The sequence below is a fragment of the Halohasta sp. A2 genome (assembly GCF_056175805.1).
In genome coordinates this window covers 1-18,716 of sequence record NZ_JAQFWV010000062.1, presented here as the reverse complement: position 1 = coordinate 18,716, position 18,716 = coordinate 1, and the positions used below count along the sequence as shown (strand labels likewise).

15 protein-coding genes and 1 pseudogene are annotated in these 18,716 nt (G+C 54.9%); 11 read left to right on the top strand and 5 right to left on the bottom strand.

Annotated features, from left to right (window positions below):
• Positions 1-103: 103 nt before the first annotated feature.
• Positions 104-385 (bottom strand): HepT-like ribonuclease domain-containing protein, encoded by a 282-nt coding sequence (locus tag O2S87_RS14505; RefSeq protein WP_475409496.1) that lies wholly within the window; start codon positions 383-385, stop codon positions 104-106.
• Positions 385-810: a type VII toxin-antitoxin system MntA family adenylyltransferase antitoxin gene (gene mntA, locus O2S87_RS14500; RefSeq protein WP_475409495.1), complete on the bottom strand. Its 426-nt coding sequence runs from the start codon at positions 808-810 to the stop codon at positions 385-387. The genes O2S87_RS14505 and mntA overlap by 1 nt, the downstream gene beginning before the upstream one ends.
• Positions 811-2,740: 1,930 nt before the next feature.
• Between mntA and O2S87_RS14495 the strand changes: the two genes are divergently transcribed.
• Together O2S87_RS14495 and O2S87_RS14490 are read left to right on the top strand one after the other, a co-directional pair.
• Entirely contained in the window at positions 2,741-3,124 is a 384-nt protein-coding gene (locus tag O2S87_RS14495) for a DUF7344 domain-containing protein (protein ID WP_475409494.1), read from the top strand.
• A 427-nt stretch (positions 3,125-3,551) separates the two neighbouring features.
• Positions 3,552-5,135 (top strand): restriction endonuclease, encoded by a 1,584-nt coding sequence (locus tag O2S87_RS14490; RefSeq protein WP_475409493.1) that lies wholly within the window; start codon positions 3,552-3,554, stop codon positions 5,133-5,135.
• A 153-nt stretch (positions 5,136-5,288) separates the two neighbouring features.
• On the opposite strand, the gene aglF is transcribed toward O2S87_RS14490, so the two are convergent.
• A complete protein-coding gene (gene aglF / locus O2S87_RS14485; RefSeq protein ID WP_475409492.1) occupies positions 5,289-6,035 on the bottom strand; it encodes a UTP--glucose-1-phosphate uridylyltransferase AglF in 747 nt (248 codons plus the stop codon).
• Positions 6,036-6,136: 101 nt separating this feature from the next.
• On the opposite strand from aglF, the gene aglM reads away from it, so the two are divergent.
• The 6 genes from aglM (at position 6,137) to O2S87_RS14455 (ending at position 11,476) form a co-directional block, all read left to right on the top strand.
• A complete protein-coding gene (aglM, locus tag O2S87_RS14480; RefSeq protein WP_475409491.1) occupies positions 6,137-7,420 on the top strand; it encodes a UDP-glucose 6-dehydrogenase AglM in 1,284 nt (427 codons plus the stop codon).
• Between the two features lie 194 nt (positions 7,421-7,614).
• Entirely contained in the window at positions 7,615-7,884 is a 270-nt protein-coding gene (locus O2S87_RS14475) for an AbrB/MazE/SpoVT family DNA-binding domain-containing protein (RefSeq protein ID WP_475409490.1), read from the top strand.
• 11 nt (positions 7,885-7,895) lie between these two features.
• Positions 7,896-8,375: a type II toxin-antitoxin system VapC family toxin gene (locus O2S87_RS14470; RefSeq protein ID WP_475409489.1), complete on the top strand. Its 480-nt coding sequence runs from the start codon at positions 7,896-7,898 to the stop codon at positions 8,373-8,375.
• 147 nt (positions 8,376-8,522) lie between these two features.
• Positions 8,523-9,299 (top strand): pyrroline-5-carboxylate reductase, encoded by a 777-nt coding sequence (gene proC / locus O2S87_RS14465; RefSeq protein WP_475409488.1) that lies wholly within the window; start codon positions 8,523-8,525, stop codon positions 9,297-9,299.
• Complete coding sequence (proB, locus tag O2S87_RS14460) at positions 9,292-10,158, top strand: glutamate 5-kinase (protein ID WP_475409487.1); 867 nt, start codon at positions 9,292-9,294, stop codon at positions 10,156-10,158. Before proC ends, proB begins: the two co-directional genes overlap by 8 nt.
• Complete coding sequence (locus O2S87_RS14455) at positions 10,151-11,476, top strand: glutamate-5-semialdehyde dehydrogenase (protein WP_475409486.1); 1,326 nt, start codon at positions 10,151-10,153, stop codon at positions 11,474-11,476. The genes proB and O2S87_RS14455 overlap by 8 nt, the downstream gene beginning before the upstream one ends.
• 18 nt (positions 11,477-11,494) lie before the next feature.
• Here the strand turns inward: O2S87_RS14455 and O2S87_RS14450 are convergent, their stop codons facing one another.
• Positions 11,495-15,520 (bottom strand): beta strand repeat-containing protein, encoded by a 4,026-nt coding sequence (locus O2S87_RS14450; protein ID WP_475409485.1) that lies wholly within the window; start codon positions 15,518-15,520, stop codon positions 11,495-11,497.
• A 334-nt stretch (positions 15,521-15,854) separates the two neighbouring features.
• Here O2S87_RS14450 and O2S87_RS14445 point away from each other — a divergent pair, with 334 nt between their 5' ends.
• The 3 genes from O2S87_RS14445 (at position 15,855) to O2S87_RS14435 (ending at position 17,891) form a co-directional block, all read left to right on the top strand.
• On the top strand, positions 15,855-16,880 hold the full coding sequence (locus tag O2S87_RS14445; protein WP_475409484.1) for an ion transporter: 1,026 nt from the start codon (positions 15,855-15,857) through the stop codon (positions 16,878-16,880).
• Between the two features lie 271 nt (positions 16,881-17,151).
• Positions 17,152-17,457 (top strand): AbrB/MazE/SpoVT family DNA-binding domain-containing protein, encoded by a 306-nt coding sequence (locus tag O2S87_RS14440; RefSeq protein WP_475409483.1) that lies wholly within the window; start codon positions 17,152-17,154, stop codon positions 17,455-17,457.
• Positions 17,454-17,891, top strand: coding sequence for a PIN domain-containing protein (locus O2S87_RS14435; protein ID WP_475409482.1), 438 nt, complete (start codon positions 17,454-17,456; stop codon positions 17,889-17,891). Before O2S87_RS14440 ends, O2S87_RS14435 begins: the two co-directional genes overlap by 4 nt.
• Positions 17,892-18,291: 400 nt before the next feature.
• On the opposite strand, the pseudogene O2S87_RS14430 reads toward O2S87_RS14435, so the two are convergent.
• Positions 18,292-18,603 (bottom strand): annotated as a pseudogene (locus O2S87_RS14430) (IS4 family transposase); the annotation flags it as partial.
• Positions 18,604-18,716: the final 113 nt, after the last annotated feature.

The following is an 18,716-nucleotide window of genomic DNA, read 5'->3' as shown; positions in this document are numbered from 1 at the left end:
CTGTCGTATTGTTGACCGCTTCGACTTCATATCGACAGAAGGCGTCCAATTGCATACAACTTTCACGGAAACTGGACGGAGAAAGCACCGAGAGTGCGATTAATTAGCGGCGCAACGAGGCAATGTCTATCCCTCCGAGTCGGGCGAACTTTTCAGCATTGGTCTCAGGGACTGCGCCGGACACCGACTTGAGCAGTAACTCGGCGATGTCGATACACGCCTCTAATGCGGTCTGGAACTCACGCTCGACAATCGCTCGCTGTTCACGGTCTGCGAGATATCCTGACAGATTAAGGGACTGTTTCCGTGACAGAACCGTCACCGCTTGCTCGATGTATTCAACCTTCTCAACAATTCTCGATTCAGTTTCGTCGTCGAGAGACATCAGACGAGCTCTTTCAACCGACCGAGTGCGTCATCGAACCGTTCACGACGCTCCATGCTGGTTGAGCGCTCGCGCTCACTGTCGAACTGCGCGACAAACTCTTCGACCCGTTCGGTATCCCCGACGAGCACGGTCCCACTGGTCAGTGCTGAGTAGCCGACTGCTGGCCGGACGGTTTGGAGGTCGACCACGTCGACGTCGTCAGTGCCGAGCGCGCAGGTGAGATCAACACCAAGTTCGAGTCGTGCTTTGAACCGATCGTCGACTAACGGCAGAAACTCGACGGCAACATCGATATCGCTGTGGTCTCCAGCTGCTCCGGTGGCCTGTGAACCGAACAACACGCCGAGTCTGATTGGATGCTCACTGAGCACCTCTTGGAGGCGATCGAGTGTTTGCCTATCGAGTGTGCCCTCAGGCTTCATGTGTAGTAAATAGCTCTGCGCGGTGTATAAATACTCGGTGGGCCCAATGGCAGCAGAAGTGATCACCCGGACGAATTGCCATATTTGTGCCCGGAATACAGTACTACATTCTCGAACTCCTCAGTATGTGTCAGTACCGGCGTACCCGATACAGAGAATCTGTGTATCGAAATATATTTTTCATTCTACAGAAATACAGAAAAATGCACTCCGATAAGACGTATAACTTGATAGGTCACGCGATAGGTATTCTCGAGCCAAAAATCTTCAAATACACCGGATTTTAAATACTAGATATAGACACAGACACATGACAGTAAGCATCACACGCGATCTGATCGTCAAGCGGTTGGGAAATGTAACGTACGATCGATTTTTATTCGCTGGTGGTGTCATACGTTGAGAACGTCGGGGGAACTTGCGTACATGGATTAACCTATTGGTCCAAAAAAATATCAACCGAGAGAATACATTGCGATTGTCACCGCATCACCCATGGTTCGTGTTTTGTCGACACCTTTCTGTGAGGAATATGTCCTCATTGAGCTCGCCTCATGAACCAGTAGCTCACGAATACACAATCTTTTTTCCGAAGAAAAAAGTCTAAGAATAATCCACCACGAAAAATCACAGACGCCCGTGACAAACCCTGAGATACCCGTCAGAACCTTTGTCAGAATATTCGCGCCAATCGAGATTCGATCCCGAGTTCGCTTTGCGCAGCTCGAAGAGTCCACCCGCCGTCGATACCACAGCCTACGGTCGGCTATCGGGAGATACCGTGAAATCAGATCTGTGAGACACCAACGATCGCAACTCGCCATACACGTCTATTGAGACAGACAAATGCCCACATAGTACTCGCTGCGACAGCAACCAAAAGAGGACCAGATCACACAAGAGTACATTTAGGCGACACAGAGACCTGCATTGGGTGTTGACAAACCCCGATATCATCCGGTATAAGAACAAAAGAAAGGGGACAAAGACCCACTCAAGGCCGTGAGGCCGACACAAGGATACCACACATCGTACGAGCGTGGATGCGTGTGTCGACGCAGTTCCAGTGGAAACACAGGCGTGGTCGACAGCGCTTGCTATCTGTTCGGCCCATGGGCCCAGCATAAATGCGCTGTTTCGAACTATCAAAATGGATAAATTAAGCAATAGACAGAGGCAGTACCTGTTGGCAGACCCAGGAACTCAGTGGTGATTCCAGACCCAGACTGTCGACAAAGACGCAATCGAACAGTCAGATCGATCCGAAAAAGACGGGCATTGACGTCATCACAGAGACGCGCTCTGCTCGTTTGTTCGTCGAGTTCGAACCTTTATCGGGCGAACCCAAGGAGAGTCGTCGACTCCCACGACTAAGCGACGACCATCCATCAGTAGGTCGAATTAATCGGGCGAAGAGTCGACCGCGTTCCGACGACGTCTACGCGCGAGTACATATAGTCGCGACGTCGACCCACTGTCGTTTGTGTCCTTTTGGTCGCCCCTGTGGGGCTTTCAGTTCCTTGTTTTCACCCTCTTTTCCCCTTATTCCGGCCGAAGGCCGGGTGTGTCACGCGAAAATGACTGCATCTCGCTAGCCTAGAGCCACTATAGGCCGCGCTAATGGCTCCGATACTCCTGTCAGCATATACAATAGGTTTCGTCGTATGACTGTCCTTGCTTGCATTTATTTTCTAACAGGGGTACGATGTGTTTACATCGTAGAATACGCTATGAGTGACACCAAATCACCAATCGTTGAGATCGTTATCAAGCCGGAACGCGGGCCGAAACGACGCTATCGGTACACACGTCGACAACACGACCCCGGATATTGGCGCACTGAAGCAGAATGGGCCGGGTGTTTGTGGCGACTAGTCAATCGGGAAGCGCTGACTGAGATTTCGATTATTCAGGACCAGGAGACTCTCTAATGACGAACGACAACCGAACGCCGAATCGAACGGACGATGTTTTTCATCAACTAAGCCATCCACGTCGACGAGCAATATTGCTAGTGGTTGCTGCAGCGGGCGGTCAATCTGTCGATCTGCGAACCGCAGCTGAAACCATCTACGGGCTTGAAAACAATGTCATACCAACGCGGGCACCGACTCGTGAAGTAACGAATCTTCGGACAAATCTCAAACGGAGTCACCTCAGCCAGTTGACCGCAGCAGGGTTGATCGATCGAAACGGCGACCAGCTCACTGCGGGTCCTGCATTTGGGGTTAGTCTTGAGGTATTGCTTTCTGCGGGGTATTGGCTCGGAACTGCACATCAACAAGAAAAGAAATGCAAAAACGAGAACGGATAAATAGCCCGCAAAACTCAAAGCCCCTTGCGTGGCTCAAGTGTTGACTCTATGATGGACCTACAGTCGACCCTGTGACACGGTCGGTGCGGAAGGCGGAGGGTACTGAAAAGAGAACACCGGTGCGTTGGCGGAAGCTGGATGCGGAGGTTGAAAAGAAAACAGCGGTGCGGTCCGGTGCTGTCGGCTGAGGCTGGTTAGTGAACAGTGAGCAACATAAAAACAACCAAATCGATGAAAAAGTTGGTTGTGTACCGAATACTGCACTCACTGCAACAAACTCTCTGAGTAGTTGACCGGACGCTATGTGAGACAACAAAAATCACCGTCTCCAGTTGTCCGTATTCGAAACCAAATACTCGCTGTCGGCCTTTGAATGAAAAATGTTGCACACACTGCAAATAACGAGACAGTAAACCAATCGTAACTGATGGTAGATGACGCAGGAAGCGGTGAGCCGATTGAGGTACTTACATCAAAATTGCAGATACTACCGCCGGAGTCTCGGATCGAAATCAGTTGGTCTTCTGGGCCACATGAAACACATCAAACACAGGGAGAGATAGTTGACTATCATCATACATCGCCAGCGCGACGCATTGAGGCAAAAAACCGAACACTGCTATTAGTTCCAGATACCAAGCATGAAGAAATCACAGTCTCAGAGATAACCTCGGCTGGACTAATGAATTCTCTTGGAGTATTAGAGACAGTGACTGGTTTACAGCATGCCACAGAGACACTCGAAATCAAGCCAGAAGGTGCTAAACTACCACACTATCTATTGGGCTACAGCGGGTTTCTTGTTGTCGATACGCACAGTTCTAGCAAAGAGCTTCGAATCCCTGAGCCAGGGCTTGACCAGTACGACGATAGATTGACACAGATTATACAAGAGACTGTAGACGATGACGAGCCACCATTTGTGAGAATACGACTCCGATCTGGACCGCACCGACAGTACGAGATACTTGAAAGCCAAAATAAACAGAAAACAATTGAAAGTACAGATGTTTCATTTGAAGGCAACTACAGTTCACTTGAACCACTACTACATTCAGTCGCAGCCCTTACAAAGGAGGTTAAAAATGATAAACGGTTGTCCAAAGAAGTAAAAAAAGAAGCATTGCACAAGCTTCAATCACTACACACACCACTGCTTAAAGCTCGAAATGTATTCTGTAATCCTGAACCGGATGCCACATGGAGGCCGATGGCGTACGAAGCAGACGTCGAGACAACTGATTATCCGACAATTCTTGAACAATTACAGACAGAACTCGAAGGAATCGAAGAGAAAGTTAGAGACGAACAAAGTATTGAAGCGACGGGTCATTTGGGCCATCAAATCATTCCTGCACAACGAACTGTTGGCGATCTCTTTTCATTATTGGTACCTCCAATACCAGACCTAGAGAGCTATGAACAAAATAAACCCATACCACTTCGAGAACACACAAAAGGACGTGGTAACGGTGACGGACGATGGTTAGAGTACCAACTCAGGAATGCGTTAGAACGGTGGGGGTACGGTGCAGATATGCGAGAAAAAGTCTACTGTGTTGAAGTCGATGTAGTGGCAGTTCGACGTGAAAAACAGGATGACCCGACAGACTGGATTGTTGCTGAATGTAAAGATTGGGAGACTCGACCAATCACGCCGGATGTGATTTTCCGTCTATGTATGTTGGCATACGCGTGCAGAGCAATGCCGTTGCTTTGTCATACAACTAATCTCACCAAACGGGCTATGGAAATCGCACGTACATGGGAAGTTCGAATACTTCGACTTGAAGACCTCTATCGTGGAGCATTACCAACTCCAGATATGCTTGATTTAACGTATGAAATAAATACGTATAAGAAAGGATCCACTCTTCGTGAGTGCCGGGATACGCTTCCTCTTAACTTACACTTTAGGCGTCATAATCCCTTCACGTATGTACCCGGATACAAACCATATGGACCACTTCACCATTATGAACCAGTTGAGGATATCGCTGAATCTGAGTAAGATCCTATGGTTCCGGATTTGAAATCCGAGTCAAGACCAGTCTAACAACGTCTTTCCGGACTTTCCAGTGGTAGCAAATGCCAAAGAATACTCACCACAAATAGCAGTTATTTAATTGACATAATATCACACAAGCATGACCGATTAATAATCCTAGCTGTCAGCAGACGCGACTTGTTCAGACTCTCGCTTTTCTTGCAACCGTCGTTCGGCCTCATCGCGATCCTCAGGGTAGCCAATATCCATCCGCCAGCCGTCCAATCCAATTGCATCAATTGTCCGACCCGAGCGGATCAGCAGATCAATCGCCTCGCTGATCTCGTACTCGCCGCGGTTCGATGGCTGGACCAGATGGCAGGCGTGGAAGATTTCGGGGGTAAATGTGTAAAAGCCAGTCATCACGAGATTCGACGGTGGATCGTCGGGTTTCTCGACCACGTCAGTGATCTCGCCGTACTTGTTCGTATCACAGACACCGTACCGCGAAGCCTCCTCCCAGTCGACCTCTTCGACCAAAAAGGCCGCATCGGCCCGATCTTCGCGTTGTCGACGAACGACGTCCTCCAGATTGGCTTGGAAGATGTTGTCGCCGAGAATCAGCATGAAATCGTCGTCGATATAATCCTCAACAGTGAGCAGTGCGTGGGCCAATCCGCTCTGTTCGCGCTGGTGGGCGTAGGTGATCGGCACGCCCTCGTATTCGTCGCCATAATGCTCGATGATTACTTCCTTGAGATAGCCGACGACGACGATGAGTTCCTCGGCTCCAAGGTCGACGAGCTGGTCGAAACAGCGGGTCAAGATCGGTTTACCGTCGACTTCGACCATCCCTTTCGGCTTGTCGTCGGTCAGCGGCCGAAGCCGCGTTCCCTTCCCGGCAGCGAGTACAACTGCTTGCATACTCGTAGCGAACGAATCAACACGTAAAGACTTTCTTGTAAAACCGACAGTTCGCTGGCATACCAGAACCCTCATACTCACGACCCCGAACAGATCAGCTAATGCATATCACGGTCATCGGCAGCGGCTACGTGGGAACGACCATTGCGGCGTGTTTCGCCGAGATGGGTCATACGGTGACGGCGATTGATATCGACCAGGAAATCGTCGACACACTCAACGCTGGCAACGCACCGATCAGCGAACCCGGCCTCGATGAGCTCCTCGCCAAACACGCAGGCGGTCGACTCACCGCGTCGACGAGCTACGATGCCCTCGCAGAGTCGGATCTCACGTTTTTGGCGATCGGCACGCCCTCGAACGCCGACGGCAGTATTGACCTCACAGGCCTCCAAGCGGCCGCCGAAGCGACCGGCGAGGCACTCGCCGACAAAGCCGACCGACATCTCGTCGTCATCAAAAGCACCGTCACCCCACCGAGCATTCGAGATGTGCTCGAACCCGCACTCCGACGAGGATCCACTGACAACGAGGCCGTCGAGATCGCAACGAACCCCGAGTTCCTCAGAGAGGGCACAGCCGTCTCTGATTTCCAGCACCCTGACAAGCTCGTCGTGGGCACGGACTCCGAGTGGGCAACCGACCAACTCAAAGCAGTTTACGAGCCGCTTCTTACCCCTGAAACGCCGATTGTCGACACTGATCCCGAGACCGCCTCGATGATCAAGTACGCCAACAACGCGTTTCTCGCTTCCAAAATCAGCCTGATCAACGATCTCGGAAACATCTGCAAGGAGTTCGGCCTCGATGCCTACGAGGTCGCCGACGCGATCGGCCTCGACGACAGGATCTCCGAGCAGTTCCTCCGCAGCGGTGTTGGCTGGGGTGGGTCGTGTTTCCCGAAAGACGTCAATGCAATTGTCGCCGCCGCCCGAACCGAGGGCTACGAGCCAGCCATGCTCGAAGCCGCCGTAACAGTCAACGATCGACAGCCCGATCGGATGCTCACACTGCTGCAGAAACACATCGACCTTGATGGAGCCCGAATCGCGGTGCTCGGCCTCGCATTCAAACCGGACACCGACGACATTCGGAACTCGCGGGCGATTCCGGTAATCGAAGCACTACAAGCAGTGGGTGCCGATGTCGTCGCCTACGATCCCGTTGCAGTCAGTCGTATGGCCGAGCAGTTCCCCGAGATCGAGTACGCCGAGACGGCCGCTGAGGCACTCGACGGTGCCGATGGCACGCTTGTTGTCACCGATTGGGAAGAGTTCAGCGCGCTCGACGAGGAGTTCGACGGGATGTCGACGCCGGTCGTAGTGGATGGTCGACGGTGTATCGAACACCGCGACGGGATCATATATGAAGGTCTGACGTGGTAACTGTTGTCGAAGCTACCACCTCTACGTTGAAATCTGCTACTGTTCATTTGCCCACAAGTAGAGTACACCACAAATCTATTCAAACACATACTCACGTGGAATAGCTGGTTGCTGAATAATGTAATCTGACCATCATTTCGGGTGGCACAAGAGTTTTGTATGTAAACATAGTAGTGGGAAACAGGTGGTTCAAAATGGGAAAGGCATCATATAAAGCGGGCAACGGGGAAGAACTCACCCTAACAGTGGATGATCGAGGTCGGGTAACACTCCCGAAAAAAGTCCGAGACCGATTAGGAATCAAATCAAATGATAAGATTCCAGCAACCCTCGTTGGGTCGGTCCTCGAAGTCAACCCTAAACCGAGCTCGAAGTTGGAGACCGCAACAGCCGACCGAGATTCTTGGGAGAACACGACACCAACTGATGCCGGAGAAGCGCTCTTCGGGCCGAGAGATCGGTGAACGACTCTCCGATGACTGATTCTCTCCCGACCGAAGTGACGGTTCTTACGGACGTAAACGTACTCGCAATCGCGCTTACTGATGATCATCCTGCACATGATGATGTGTATCCGTGGATCCAGGACGCAATTGATGGGCCAAACGTGTTGCTTGTATTCGATTACTATCCGTTACGAGCGCAGTACCTCATGACGAGCAATTTTGGAGTAGACGCAACTGCAGCTCGAAATGCCATCCAATCACTTGTGCGGAGCCCCGCACGGATCATCAATGCTACTGAGACAACGCTGCTTGAGGCGTACGATATCAGCGCGGAAAAAAACCACGACGTATACGATTCGTTCATCGTTGCGCTTGCACGAGCATATGACGCTGATTACTTGATCACGACTGACAGTGATTTCGACGATCTTTGTAAGGGTGAAGACGTGAAATACGTTAATCCAATCCCAGTAGAGAAACGCGAGAAATTAACACTCATTGACGGGTAGTTGGTCTGTCAACTATCCCGCCCTGGAACTCGCTTACGCTCGCGTCTGAGGTCGTGGCTTTCGGCCGGAATTCAGTGGTCCGATAGGCGGAGAAGTTAACAAAGCTAAAGTTCGTCTGTCTCGGTTCGACACCAAGGAGTCCACAGTATGACACACATAAGCGTTATCGGCTGCGGAAATATGGGGGGCGCATTTATCAAAGGCCTCGCCAACTCGACCGAGTACACGGTGACTGGCTGCGACGTCGACACCGAGGTCCTAGACACGATCGAACCCTACTGCGACCGAACGACGACCGAGCTGTCGGTGGCCGCCGAGGCTGACGTAGTCGTTCTCGCACTAAAACCGGATCTCGTCGGGACCATTCTCTCAGAGCTCGAACTCAGTGCCGACCAGACGGTGCTCTCGATCGCCGCCGGGGTCGCAACTGATCTGCTCGAATCGAAAACGGACGCCACCGTCGTCCGGATCATGCCGAACCTCGCCGCCGAGTACGGACTGATGGCCGCCGCGGTCACCGAGTCGACCGTCACCGACGAGATCAGAGCGATTCTCGATGCAGTCGGCGAGTTCGTCGAGGTCGATGAGTCGCAGATGGACATTGCAACTGCGGTCAACGGCAGCGGCCCGGCGTTCGTCTTCTATCTCATCGACGCCATGGCCACCGCAGGCGTCGACGGTGGGCTGAGTCCCGAAGACGCTCGAACCCTGTCCGCACAGACATTTAAAGGCGCAGCCGAAACCGTCCTCAACTCCGAGCGGTCGATCGAAGACCTGATCGACGCGGTCTGTTCACCCAAGGGGACGACCATCGAGGGCATGGACGTGCTGTGGGACAGCGATGTCGAGGCGGAACTCGGCGAGGCAGTCGCCGCCGCCGAGGAACGCTCGAAGGAGTTGGCGCAGGACGCAGACGATGAGTGAGACGGTTGACGACACAGTCGACGGAGAAGTAAACACGGTCGACCGCGAAGTCGTCGACCACACCCGAGCGCTGGCGGCCGACGCCACACGCGTTATCGTCAAAGCAGGCACCAACTCACTGACTGACGACGAGTCGAATCTCGACGACGCGAAACTCGACAAGCTGGTCGACGATCTGGTCGACCTGCTGGACCGTGGCAAACAGGTCATTCTCGTCTCATCGGGAGCCGTGGGAGCCGGGTCAGGCCGGATTGGCAATGGCCACGAGACGCTCGAAGAGCTTCAGGCGCTGTCGACGGTGGGCCAATCCCACCTCATGCGCCGCTATACCGAGAGCTTCGAGCGCTACGGCTACACAGTCGCCCAGATCCTGCTCACACAGGACGACCTCGATAACGCCGACCGATTCACGAACTTCCGCAACACCATCGAGACGCTGTTGGAGTGGGGCGTCGTCCCGATCATCAACGAAAACGACGCGGTCGGCACCGAAGAGCTTCGGATCGGTGACAACGACATGATCTCGTCGTCGATTGCGATGGGCGTCGACGTCGATCTCTTGGTTACCCTGACCGACGTTGGCGGGGTGTATACCGGAAATCCCAAAGAAAACGACAGCGCCGAATTGATCGATGCCGTCGGCGAGAACTACAGCGACGTCGAAGCGATTATCGACGAGAGCGCGACCGAGAGTTTCGGTGGCATTCGAACCAAAGTCACGGGCGCACGGACAGTCAGCGAACACGGGATTCCCGCGGTGATCGCCCAGTCGACCGAGCCCGACGTGTTGGAGAAAATCGCCACAGCAAAAGCCGTGGGGACCATATTCGTTCCTATCAACGGTGAAGACAATGAGTGAGATTACGACCGAAGCCAAGGTGGCCGACGCGGAGACCGCAGCGCTGAAGCTGGCCCAGTGCTCGGAAGCCGAGCGTAACGACGCGCTCGAAGCGATCGCTACCGCCATCGAGGCCCACAGCGACGAGATTCTGGCGGCCAACGCCGAAGACGTCGACGAAGCCGAGAAACTGCTCGAAACGGGCGAGTACACCCAGGCACTCGTCGACCGACTCACGCTCAGTGACGCCAAAATCGACTCGATCGCCGAGATGGTTCGCAGCGTCGCTGGCCAGGACGACCCACTCGGCAGAACCCTCGAAGCCCGACGGCTCGACGATGGACTCGAACTCTACAAGCGCGCTGTCCCGATCGGCGTTATCGCGACGGTGTTCGAATCGCGCCCCGACGCGTTGGTTCAGATCGCCGCGCTCAGCCTCAAATCCGGCAACGCGGCCATTCTCAAGGGTGGCAGCGAAGCCAGCGAGTCGAACCGCGTGCTCTACGACCTCATCGTCGACGCCACGAGCGACCTGCCTGAGGGGTGGGCCCAACTCATCGAGGCTCGCGAGGATGTCAACACACTGCTAGAGATGGACGAATCGGTCGACCTGCTGATGCCCCGCGGGAGCTCAGCGTTCGTCAGCTACATTCAGGACAACACCTCGATTCCCGTGTTGGGCCACACCGAGGGCGTCTGTCACGTCTACGTCGACGAGGCCGCCGACCTTTCTATGGCCGTCGACGTAGCCCACGATGCGAAAGTGCAGTATCCCGCCGCGTGCAACGCGGCCGAAACGCTGCTCATTCACGAGTCGGTCGCCGCCGAGTTCGTCCCGGAGATCGTCGCCCGATACGAGGAGTCGGGCGTCGAGATGCGCGGCGATACGCGCGTGCGCGAAGTCGTCGATATGGATACCGCCAGCGACGACGACTGGTCGACCGAGTACGGCGACCTCGTTATTTCGCTGAAGGTTGTCGACTCGCTGGTCGACGCAGTCGATCACGTCAATACGTTCGGCTCGAAACACACTGACTCGATTGTTACCGAGGATGCCGACGCTGCCAGCGTCTTCATGCAGGGGATCGACTCGGCGAGCGTCTTCCACAACGCCTCTACTCGCTTTTCGGACGGCTACCGGTTCGGTCTCGGCGCGGAGGTCGGCATCAGCACCGGAAAAATCCACGCCCGCGGCCCGGTCGGGCTGGCAGGGCTGACGACCTACCAGTACTTCCTCGAAGGCAACGGCCAGATCGTCGCTAGCTACGCCGGTGCGAACGCTCGGGAGTACATCCACGAGGAGTTCGATGGGGAATGGATGCCCGGTCGACTCAGTTGAACTCTGTCACCCAACAATTCACGTGAGTAGGCGCTCGGCCGATTCGATGATGACCGCTGGATCGACCACTGCGCCACTGAGAATCGCGCCGAAAATCACGATCAGCACCTTGCCGTAGCGACTGATCAGCACCCTAGTCGAAGTCGGTAGCTGCGCGCGGACAATCGGCAGTGTCATAAATCCGAGAAACAGGCTGAGTCCACCGGCCAACGGACTCTCTTGGACTTTCGTCGCACCGATGTACAGCACGATACTCGCCGCAGTGTACGCGAGTATTTTGCCCTTTTGTAGCCACATGCGGTCGAAGACACCCGTTCGAGTCCCCTCGTCGAGTTCTTCTTCGCTCGCCTCGGCGTCGGCTTGCTCGTCTTCGTCTGGGATCTCGTCGTCCGAGACCTCGGTTCCCGTCTGTTTCGCCTCCGAATCGTCTGTCGTTTCGCTCATTGTCTCGTTGGTTTCGTCGTCAGCAGTCAGTTCGCCTACCGTAACGTCGACGTCTGCGGCGTCGGTTTCACAGTCGACCGTAAAGCCGAGTGTTTTGCCAGCGTCGGTGGGGCGTGTGTCGTACGTCAGCGCCGCAATTTTGGCGCTGTGTGGCTCGATTTCGAGGATAACGGTCTCTATGGCCTCATCGAGTGTGAGTGTGACCTCCCTGGCACCTGATATATCCCCTTTGTTTTCAACTGTGGCCTCGATCGTAATCGAGTGGCCCGCACCGACGTCGGCGTCCTCGTCGTCGCCACCGCCGTCATCGGTCGACCCGTCGTCTTCGTCGGGTTTCAACGCGAGACCGGCGATAATAAACGCGGCCTGCTCGGGTTCGGCGAGAATGAAGCTCGACGTTCCCGGCACCGAGGAGACCGCGGAAGCGACGCCTGCCGGAGCCATGGCCATCAGTTCTGTCCGCGAGAGCAACACGGCGGCACCCCAGGCACCAACCGCGCTCGCACCGCCGCCAACCACGATTTGGGCTGGCGAGAAGCCGCCGATACCGCCTGAGCTCTCGCCTTCGATGGTTGCGTCTTCGGAGTCGTCTTCATCGGAGTCGGACGTCGACTCGTCGGTAGAATCGTCGTCAGTGGTCTCGGGTTCTTCCTCTGGCTCCTCTTCAGGTTCTTCCTCTGGTTCCTCTTCAGGTTCCTCCTCCGGTTCTTCCTCTTCGGGGTCGTCATCCGAACCATCGTCATCACCAGAGTCGTCAGACGGCGGGGCTGGCGACGATGGAGACGAGGTGCTCGGTGGCTCAATAACCGACAGTGAAACGTCATCGCTGAATCCACTGGCTTCACCGGTGATCACGGCGTCACCTTCCGATTCGGCGGTCACGACACCCTCGTCGTCGACCGTGAGGCTGTCTTCGTCGTCAGAACTGTAGGTTGCAGGCTCGGTCGCCGTGGTTGTTCCATCGGCCAACGTGAGACTGACTGTTGCGTCGGTCTCGTCGCCGGGTTCGAGTTCGTCATCGTCGACGCTGAGCGTATACTCGTCGACCTGCCAGACTTGGAGCGGATAGCCGTCGGTGGCGATCCACACCGGGTTGAATGCGAGCTCTGTGTTCCGGGTGACGGCCGACCCCTGCAGCTCGTTCGTTTCGAGGCCAGTGATATTCGTTGCTGGACCGGTGCCGTTGGCAGTCGACGTCTCACTCGTGTCGACATCCCAGTAGGAGTCGCTCACAGGATCACTGTCGTCGATCACTCCGGCGAAGCCACCGACTGTACTGTTGGCCTCAACAGTCCCAGTCGAAAACGAGTTCGTTACTTCGTCATGGATTTCTCCAGCGAAGCCACCGACCGTTCCGTTGCCAGTAACGTCACCGGATGCGTACGTGTCTTCGATAGCGATGCTGTTGTTTCCGACAACACCGCCGACAGAGTCGTTTCCGTCGACTGTGCCGGTAGCGAACGACCGACTGATTATAGGGGGAAAGTCCGTACCAGCGACCGCTTCTGTTCGGCCGACAAGGCCACCAACTGTAGATTTCCCCGTTACATCGCCACTTGCCGAACTATTCCGTATGCTACGACTAACTGATTTCCCGACCACTCCGCCAACGTTCGTCCCGTTCGTCGCAGTTATGTCGACGCTCGACTCACTGTCCGCGAGTTCTTGCCCAGTTTCTACTGGTTCTCGATGAGTCCCAACAACCCCACCAACTGCGGTTGCGTTCTCGTCGGTAATCGTTCCGCTTGTACTGGCGTTTTTAACGCCTCCAGAAAGGGATCCAGCGAGCCCACCAACGGGATTGTCAGCAGTGCCGGTCGTTCGTTCGACCACAATATCGCTTGTCGCAGTCACGTTTTCGATGGCTGAAAAAGAGACCGTTCCTACGAAGCCACCCACTGCACCGGAACCGTCTGTATCTTCGACATTGCCTTCAACAGTAACGTCGACAGTCGCTTCCGAGTCAGTGACTTCTGCACCTATGACTCCAGCAAATCCACCAACGTCCGACCCATTGGGAGCCTTTAGAGAGCCGCTTGCACTTGAGTCTGTGATTTCAGCTTGGACCTCTCCGACAAACCCTCCAGTGAATCGTGTTCCGGTGACATCAGACGCAGTAGCGTGTACGTTTGACACGACCCCTTCAGTGGATCCTACAACTGCGCCAACGTTCTCGTCGCCCTCAACTGTCGACTCATCGAGCGTCACGTTCGAAAGTTCCCCACCATTATCTCCGACAAGTGCGCCAACATATTCTTCACCCTGAACTGTCGACTCATCAAGCGTCACGTTCGAAACGCTTCCTTCAAACTCAACATAACCGAACAACCCGACGTAGTTCTCGGATCGGTTGATCGAAAGCGACTCGATCTGATTTCCGTTCGCCTCTAAGGAGCCACTGAATCCATCGGAATCATCACCAATTGGTTCGAACCCGTCGCCATCGTTCCAGTCGTCGGTCTCGGTTGCATCAATGTCACCATCGAGTTCGTAGTCGGCATCCAGATCAGCATTCATCGCCTGCAGTCCGTACCGGTCTTCGACGACATAGGGAGACGATCCAGTTCCATCACCAGTCGACTCGTCGTAATACTGCCAGGAGAGTCTGGGATACTCCTCGGTCGGAATCCACTCATCATAGAACGCAAAGCCATCCATATTGCCGTCGGCTGTGGCGTTCTCGCCGGCCATTTGGTCAGTGGTCAGTCCCTCGCCACCGCCGGAACTGTCACGATTGGTCGAGTTGGTGTCCCAGTAGGAGTCGGTCACTTCGCTACTGTTGTACCCCACAAGCCCACCGATATTCCCTTCTCCATCGCCTGACTCGTCGACCGCTCCCGTTGCGAACGACGTGAAGATGCTGGCGGTGTTGTTGCCGACCAGCCCGCCGACCTCCGTACTGCCGTCGACCGAGCCATCAGTGTGGGCGTTTTCGATTGTCGACCCGCTTTCGGTGTTGTTGCCGACGAGTCCACCGACAGCCGTCGAGTTGGTTCCATTGACACTCGCGTTACTGAACACGTTCTGGACCCGTGTCTCGCCGGTGCCGTTGGTATGCCCGACGAGTCCTCCGACGCTCGTCGCGTTCGAGGCAGTCACGTTCCCGGAAACCGAGACGGTTTCGACAGTTCCGTCGCGATTGGTGCCGACGGCCCCGGCGGTCGCGTTACCGCCCGAAACGTCGACGTCCGTGAGAACGAGATCGTGAACACGTCCTTCACTCACGCCGAACAGCCCGACGCCGTCTGTGTCAGTGCGATTGATTGCAAGCCCGTCGATCGAGTGCGTACTCCCGTTCAACTCGCCGACGAACGGGTCGCTGTCGTTGCCGACCGGCTCGAAGCCCGCCTGGTCGTTCCAAGCCGAGGTGTTCGTGGCGTCGATATCGTCGACGAGCGTGTAGTTCGCACTCCGGTTGTGATCCATCGCCTGCAACTCGGAGCTGTTTGCGATCTCATAGGGCTCGGTTTCGGTCCCGTTCCCGTCCAGATCCGTCTCAGGGTCGATGTCGACCAGCGGTTCGCCAACGGTCGACCCCGAAAACAGTACCAATCCAACAACAGCGACAAGTAGCCACCTGTGAAATACACTGGTTTTCATAACGTCCCGGTGTGTGGCCGTGGGCTGGTCGACCGCCAAGTCGGCCCACCGGTCTGCGGTTCGTCTCTGCGATGAGGTGTGTGGCTACGATTCATGTTGATACGGTTTAATGGCATATATGATTTCTCTCTTAGGTGATTGTTCATCTCGGATAATCATCCGAATATAAAATATATTTGATTGTCTGATTGTTCATATGTGAATATACTACGTAGAGGTAATATATCCGATACCAGCGCATGGTGGTTCCGGCCGGTAGAGGGTCTAAAACGTGGGTTCAGCCGAACCCGTCGGTAGCCAAGACATATGATTGACCACTTCTATGATAGGCTATATGCAGACGCTTTCACTGCGGAAACGGACGCGCGAGCTGCTCGATCCGAACTATATCGACGGCACCGGCGTCTACATCAACTGGTTTATTATGTGTCTGATCGTGCTGAACGTGGCTGCGGTGATGCTGCAAACGATCGACTCGTACCAAGCGGCCTACGGCTGGTTTTTCACCTCGTTCGAGGCCATCTCGGTGCTGATTTTCACCGTCGAATACGTGTGCCGCATCTGGAGTGCCATCGAGATCGGCGAGCCGTACGACCACCCGATTCTCGGTCGGCTCCGGTACGCCAGTCGACCGCTGTTGCTCATCGATCTGATCGCGATTTTGCCGTTCTACTTGCTGGTCGTCGGTGTTGGACTTGATCTACTGATTCTCCGTGCACTTCGACTGGTGCGGTTTCTTCGACTGTTCAAACTCGTCCGGTACAGCGAGTCGATGCAGGCGTTCGGGCGAGCGTTCTATCTCAAGCGGGGCGAACTCACCGTCGCGATGGCTGGCAACCTGATTCTGTTGGTCATCTCCTCGTCGCTGATGTACTTTGCCGAACACACCGCCCAGCCGGAGGCGTTCCCCTCGATTCCGGGAACGATGTGGTGGGGGATCGTCACACTCACCACGGTCGGATACGGCGATGTGACGCCGATTACCCCGGTCGGCCAGCTCATCGGTAGTGCGGTCGCGATTCTCGGAATCGGACTGTTCGCGCTTCCGGCTTCGATTATGGCCTCGGGGTTCATCGAGGCCGCCTCTTACGAAACGGGCTACTGTCCCGACTGCGGCTACCGGATCGACTGGTCTTCGGAAGGCAGTGGCGCTGTCCCAGTCTACGAGTTGGGGAGTCGAGTCAGAGTCGACATCACCCAAGAAAGCGACCTCGCGTACGACTACCACGGAGCTCACGGCGTCGTCTCTTCGCACGACAAGACGGACGACGAGTACGAAATCGAGCTCGAAGGCTCCGATGAGACGATCACAGCCACACGGATGGACCTTCGAAGCCCACTTGGGGGGATTGACGACTAGTGGTTGGCGAGTCGATGCGTGGCTTACTTGTCCGCAGGGAGACCACGTGTCGACGGTGGCAGTGATGAGAGTTACCCCCTCCGAGCCCCTTGTGACGAGGTTTCACACTGAGCCACCACCTTCGATACTGGCCGCCACGTAGTCGTGCGAATTTACTTCCTAGTAAGTTATGTCAAAGTCGACCTGTTGGTCGTACTCGACAAGACTGACTCGACACAGTGTTGCGTCACCGGTAGTTAGTAGTATCTCAACGAAGTAAGTACAACTAATTATGTCGAGTAGTACACGAGAGCCGGATGTAGTTCGTGTCTCCCAGAAGGGGCAAGCCACGATTCCGAAGCCATTGCGGGAGAAGTTCGGGATCGACACGCCTGGCGAGGTGTTCATTTACGAGGAGGGCGAGCGGATCGTCGTCGAGCCCGTTCCTTCCCTCGAAGAACTCGGTGGCATTCACGCCAGTGACGACCGCAACCGCGGGGAGATGATCGAGAAAGTCCGAGAGCTCAAGCGCGAAGAGATGGAACGCGACGAGGAACGTATTGACCGTCTCCGGTCGAGCGGTTCCGGAGACGAATGAGCGCTACGTACGTCTTTGACACCGAGGCGATCATTGCATACCTCTACGACGAACCCGGCCGTGATGTCGTCGAAGCGTACCTCACGGAGGTCCGCGACGGTTCCGTCGACGGATTGATGGCCGAGACGAATGCTGCTGAAGTGTTTTACCTCATCGCCCGGGCCGAGGGTGTCGACGGCGGCCCGACACCGGACTCGTTCCGGACTGCGGATCGGGATGTGCGGGCCCTCCAACGGTGGGGAGTCGTCTTGGAGCGGGCCAGCTGGCGGATCGCGGGTGAGGTGAAGGCGGATGGTCACATCTCACTGGCGGATGCCCACGCTGTTGCGCTTGCCGCAGAGACCGACGGTACGCTCATCGCTGGCGGAGACGATGACTTCGATTCGCTTCCCATCGATGTCGACGTGGTTCGATTTCGAGACGGCAGCGTGTGACTGATCACTGGCTCTTTTTTATCCTTCATTTTCGCCATTGAGATCTCGTTTCCCATTCGACAGAGACCGCCACGGAATCTATTGATAGATACCGTGTTACCCCCTCCGAGCCCCTTGTGACGAGGTATCACACTGAGCCACCATCTACTGTTTACAAACAGCTTTTGCTTTACGGAAGTACGGTTGACATCCTCCCCGCGCTAAAGCGCTGTCTCTTACCCATAATTCAGTGACAGAATCTAAAACTAACTAAATGAGGTCTGAAAATAAATAATTAGTCAAAATTATTATATTATTCGGACGGCCTACGAGAAGACTGAATTATACTCAGAATTCTACCAATGAAATAACAGAATCAAATCCACTCTACGGTGGATGTCGCTGAATGAGCGACCAGCGCTCATTCAGCACCAAGTTCGTAACCCTCTGCCCACATGCGAAGCTTCTGTAGTCCTTTCCACATTGTCTGCCAGCCTGGCGGTGGATCAGATCCACGATCTAAGTATCCACCAAGTTTCGCTACGTGTATCGCATACGCTTTCCCGTTCTTCCCGCTCAGTTCTGGAAATCTCGTTTCCAGAACTGCGCGTTCGGCCTCGGTCAACAAGACATCTGGTGGGGTTGTTCCTTCACCACGGGCTAACTCACGCAACTCAAGAACCTTCCACGCAATCACCGAGTACACGCTGAGTAGAACTCTGTCTCTTACCCACAAATACTATTCCCGCTGCTGAAGGACTGAAATCAGCATGAACAGCACTCTGCAACAGGGATCGATGGATTTCAGTAGTGATTACTCATTCCCTGAAATGGACATATCAAGCC

Coding starts and splice junctions, on each gene's coding strand:
- O2S87_RS14505 (WP_475409496.1), bottom strand. CDS start 385: ATGTCTCTCGACGACGAAACTGAATCGAGAATTGTTGAGAAGGTTGAA.
- mntA (WP_475409495.1), bottom strand. CDS start 810: ATGAAGCCTGAGGGCACACTCGATAGGCAAACACTCGATCGCCTCCAA.
- O2S87_RS14495 (WP_475409494.1), top strand. CDS start 2,741: ATGACGAACGACAACCGAACGCCGAATCGAACGGACGATGTTTTTCAT.
- O2S87_RS14490 (WP_475409493.1), top strand. CDS start 3,552: ATGGTAGATGACGCAGGAAGCGGTGAGCCGATTGAGGTACTTACATCA.
- aglF (WP_475409492.1), bottom strand. CDS start 6,035: ATGCAAGCAGTTGTACTCGCTGCCGGGAAGGGAACGCGGCTTCGGCCG.
- aglM (WP_475409491.1), top strand. CDS start 6,137: ATGCATATCACGGTCATCGGCAGCGGCTACGTGGGAACGACCATTGCG.
- O2S87_RS14475 (WP_475409490.1), top strand. CDS start 7,615: ATGGGAAAGGCATCATATAAAGCGGGCAACGGGGAAGAACTCACCCTA.
- O2S87_RS14470 (WP_475409489.1), top strand. CDS start 7,896: ATGACTGATTCTCTCCCGACCGAAGTGACGGTTCTTACGGACGTAAAC.
- proC (WP_475409488.1), top strand. CDS start 8,523: ATGACACACATAAGCGTTATCGGCTGCGGAAATATGGGGGGCGCATTT.
- proB (WP_475409487.1), top strand. CDS start 9,292: ATGAGTGAGACGGTTGACGACACAGTCGACGGAGAAGTAAACACGGTC.
- O2S87_RS14455 (WP_475409486.1), top strand. CDS start 10,151: ATGAGTGAGATTACGACCGAAGCCAAGGTGGCCGACGCGGAGACCGCA.
- O2S87_RS14450 (WP_475409485.1), bottom strand. CDS start 15,520: ATGAAAACCAGTGTATTTCACAGGTGGCTACTTGTCGCTGTTGTTGGA.
- O2S87_RS14445 (WP_475409484.1), top strand. CDS start 15,855: ATGCAGACGCTTTCACTGCGGAAACGGACGCGCGAGCTGCTCGATCCG.
- O2S87_RS14440 (WP_475409483.1), top strand. CDS start 17,152: ATGTCGAGTAGTACACGAGAGCCGGATGTAGTTCGTGTCTCCCAGAAG.
- O2S87_RS14435 (WP_475409482.1), top strand. CDS start 17,454: ATGAGCGCTACGTACGTCTTTGACACCGAGGCGATCATTGCATACCTC.